The organism is Oribacterium sp. (genome assembly GCF_057249185.1).
Window position 1 is genome coordinate 1 of record NZ_DBHIGR010000198.1, and the last position, 3,714, is coordinate 3,714.

The 3,714-nt window shown below is 42.6% G+C and carries 4 protein-coding genes and 1 tRNA gene; 1 reads left to right on the forward strand and 4 read right to left on the reverse strand.

The window, feature by feature from the left end; genetic code table 11:
* Positions 1-761: PIN domain-containing protein (locus ACO4PX_RS09285; RefSeq protein WP_485572376.1), on the reverse strand; the 761-nt coding region annotated here is incomplete at its 3' end.
* A gap of 16 nt (positions 762-777) precedes the next feature.
* Positions 778-1,911, reverse strand: a complete 1,134-nt coding sequence (locus tag ACO4PX_RS09290) for a hypothetical protein (protein ID WP_183684431.1) — start codon at positions 1,909-1,911, stop codon at positions 778-780.
* Between the two features lie 124 nt (positions 1,912-2,035).
* Here ACO4PX_RS09290 and ACO4PX_RS09295 point away from each other — a divergent pair.
* Positions 2,036-2,119, forward strand: a tRNA-Ser gene (locus tag ACO4PX_RS09295).
* 280 nt (positions 2,120-2,399) lie between these two features.
* On the opposite strand, the gene sufU is transcribed toward ACO4PX_RS09295, so the two are convergent.
* Both sufU and ACO4PX_RS09305 read right to left on the reverse strand, forming a co-directional pair.
* Entirely contained in the window at positions 2,400-2,867 is a 468-nt protein-coding gene (gene sufU / locus ACO4PX_RS09300; RefSeq protein WP_007156374.1) for a Fe-S cluster assembly sulfur transfer protein SufU, read from the reverse strand.
* Positions 2,857-3,714: aminotransferase class V-fold PLP-dependent enzyme (locus tag ACO4PX_RS09305; protein WP_485572378.1), on the reverse strand; the 858-nt coding region annotated here is incomplete at its 5' end. The genes ACO4PX_RS09305 and sufU, both read right to left, overlap by 11 nt.

The window sequence follows — 3,714 nt, forward strand, 5'->3', positions numbered from 1 at the left end:
GAATCCGGATTTTCTCTTTCATTAGCAGAAACAGTTTCTTCTGTAGCTCTATCGGAAGATAGCTCTTTCTCAAAGCTTTCAGCATGATCCTCATCCGGAAAAAGCTTTTCTTCCTTGATGTTTGCAGAGTAATCCACAGAAAAATGTTCTCCGTCATTTTCCTCCTCCACCAAAGAAGCATAGCTTACATCTTCCTTTGCTAAAGGATTCGGCAAGAGCTCTACCGGCTCCAAATGGCTGTTCACATCCAGAAATTGATTTTTTCTTCTTCTATAATTGTTTCTGTAGCTTAATGTCGGTCTGGTAGGAACATTGTTGGTGGTTTCAAAGGCATCAATAAGCTGTACCTTTTGGTTTCTCTCCTTGGCTCTTCTGATTCTTTCATCGTCATTGGCCACAGAATGGAGAAAACACTCTTCAATGGTCTCTCCCAAAAGAATTTCCGCACCTCTTAAGCTATGCCAAAAGTCTCGAACCGCTGCATAGCCCTTGTCCTTGGAAACAATGCAAATCTTTTCTCCCGTATCCAAAAACATTCCCGTTGTGGAAGCAATGTACATATCTAAAGCATTGCTGTGCTGTTTTAAAAGCTTCACCATTCTTACATGGACAGCCTTTTCCTTTAAATCCTCTACTACGCCCTTCTGTAAAGCAGAATTCTCATCACTGTAGTACACTACCAAGGTATCCTGCTCTGTCAGATAATGATACCCCTCAAAGCCGCTGGCATGGGTATTTTCAAAATCCACTAAAAAAATCACAACTTATTCTCCTTTTTCACATAAAGTCATCGTTATGATTATCCTGGGATAAAAAGCCGAAGAATTCTCCTTCATCCAGTTTTCGGAGAATAAGCTTGGCTTCCTCCAAAGGACAAGGCAGTGCTCCCTCTTTACAATATAGAACTTCAGAAATCATCACCACGGTTTCCGCATTTTCCTGTTTCAGACTGGGAACCAACACAAAATCTCCTACGGAAATATTGTCCTCTAAGCTCCTAAAATAACTAGGCTTTCCATTCGGTTCCGATAAACAGCTTAGAAAAATATGTTCTCCTTCTTTCACACCATGTCGATACAGTCTTGGATCAAAAAGAGAACCGAATACACCGTAGTAGGATAGAGTCTTATGAAAGTCCTCCAATAAGTCTTCCCAGTCATCCGGAAGACCATAGCGATCATAGGACCTCTTTACCTGAAAATACCGACCATCCCGATATTGAATTGTAATCTCTAAAAGGGCCGGACTCTCTTCCCCTATGCTTCCCTCACTCTGATCATAATGTTGAAAATAGCGTTCTATATTGCCCAAAAGATAATCCACGATTTTGGGTATAAAGTACTCATGCTTTACCGAAGGAAGCTTATTCATGTTCTGCAGGTAAACAAGGCTTTGACTTTCTCTGGAAAGAAGCAGAGTCTCCTCAAAAAAGACGTCCTCTCTTTCTTCTTTCTGTGTCAAAGGATTCCAGCTTACATTCTCCCTTTCCTCTTCCACACGTAAGGAAAAACGCATAATCTGATGAGAATTCGCGCTATTTACCTCAGCCGTCAGTCTGTTTAAAGAAGCAATAAAACGGTTCCAACTTCCCGGAACACTATTAATCCCTTGATACTCTTTAGCCTCTTGATTCTCTTCTTTATACAATAAAAACCAACGGAAGGAAAATGCAGGAATGCCTCCTTTTTTTTCCTGAAAATAGCTACGCTTCCACTTCGGTATGGCACACTCATCTAAAGAGTTTAAGAAGCTTTCCGAAGATTCTTTGGGCACATTCAAGACAAGAGCCGGACCCTCATCCTCTACAGGAGCATCATAGGCATACTTAATCCGACCATTCTTCATCCAAATGTTCAATGAGCTTTCCCCTACACCCAGTCCGTCCAGCTTTAAATTCAAGTACTCCAGCATGAAGCCTCTCCTTTCTCTTTAGTTAACTTCATTATAGCGTATCGTTTCGAAAAATACAGCAAAGTTCTAAAAAATAATGCTTGATTTTCAAAAAAGCTAATGGTATACTGGCACAGTTGACTGAGACGAGGTGTGATAATGGTAGTCGGCCAGCCTGGAAAGTTGGTGCCCGTTCTGCGGGTTGTGGGTTCAAGTCCCATCCTCGTCGCTAAGATAAAAAGCTAGGATTTATGCGAATAACGGCATAAAACCTAGCTTTTTTCTTGCTTTTTCTCACCAAAAAAGGAGCTGTAAAAAATCGAAATAAGAATTTTTCGACAATATAGGTCTGAAATTATGGGGTAGTCTGAGCCCGTCGGTACTTGCGAAAAACAAGTAGAACGCAGTTTTTCGCTTAGTATCCGCTACGTGGCGAAGCTAGCGAGAGCGTGCCCCAAATTTCAGACCTATATTGAATAGAAAATTTAGTTTGATTTTTACAGCCCCTTTTAATCGAACTTTCCGGAATACTTGTCAATCTTTCCTTCATCCGCATCCTTAAAGATTTCATCCATGGTTCTCCAACCAAGTACGGCGCACTTTACTCTGGCAGGCATGTGAGAAATATCCTCCAGGATTCCGGCTTCTTCCAGCTCTTCCTTCTCCTCCTCCGTAATCTTTCCCCGAATCATGCGCAGAAAGATTTCAGAAAGCCGAAGAGCTTCGTCCTTGGTTTTTCCTATGATTAAATCGCACATAATATCTGCACTGGCCTGAGAAATTGCACAGCCGTCTCCATCAAAGCTGGCTTCGGAAATAACATTATCCTTATCCAACTTTAAATACAAGACAATATCGTCTCCACAGCTGGGGTTCACGCCCTCTAAAGAAAAGCTGGCATCCTCCATCTTATACTTATTGTTTGGTCGAATATTATGCTCTGTTAAAATCTCATTATAATAGGTATTACTCCCCATATCCCATCACTCCTCGAATAGTTTTTAATGCCGCTAAAAAGGCATCCACATCTTCCTTTGTATTGTAAAGACCAAGACTGACTCTGGTGGTACTTGGTGTTCCCAGGAATTTCATCAAAGGCTGAGCACAGTGGTGTCCCGCCCGGACGCAAACCTGATTGGAATTGAAAATGGCTGCAATATCATGGGGGTGCACCCCGTCAATGGTAAAGGTCACAATACCATGATGTCTTTTCGGATCCTTGGAACCTATGATGTGTACATGGGGGATTTTTTCCATTCCCTCCATGAGATAAGCACAGAGCTCCGCCTCTCTTTCCTCAATAAAGGAAAATCCGACTTTATCAAGATAAGAAATCGCCGCTGTAAGACCAACCGCACCGCCAACATTTACCGTACCCGCCTCAAACTTATGAGGAAGCTCTGCCCAGGTGGCGCCTTCCTTGGTCACATATTCAATCATTTCTCCACCGAAAAGGAAGGGAGGCATCTTTTCCAAAAGCTCCTTCTTTCCGTAAACGGCGCCGATACCCATGGGAGCATAGAGCTTATGGCCGGAAAATACCAAAAAGTCCACATCCAAATCCTGAACATCCACCTTGGTGTGGGGAACGGACTGGGCTCCGTCACAAACAAACACCGCTCCAATTTCATGCGTAAGCTTTGCAAACAGTTTAATGTCCTGAATATTTCCAAGAACATTGGAAACCTGCGCCATGGCCACCAGCTTCACCTTTGGATTTAATACTGCTCGGAAGCTTTCTTCCGTAATAATGCCCTCTTCATTGGGCTCCAGAAAATGAAGCTTTAATCCCTTTTCCTTCGCCAGCTGCTGCCAGGGAATGAA

Bases quoted from the DNA above. Each gene is read 5' to 3' on its own strand.
- sufU (WP_007156374.1), bottom strand. From the start codon at position 2,867: ATGGGGAGTAATACCTATTATAATGAGATTTTAACAGAGCATAATATT.
- ACO4PX_RS09290 (WP_183684431.1), bottom strand. From the start codon at position 1,911: ATGCTGGAGTACTTGAATTTAAAGCTGGACGGACTGGGTGTAGGGGAA.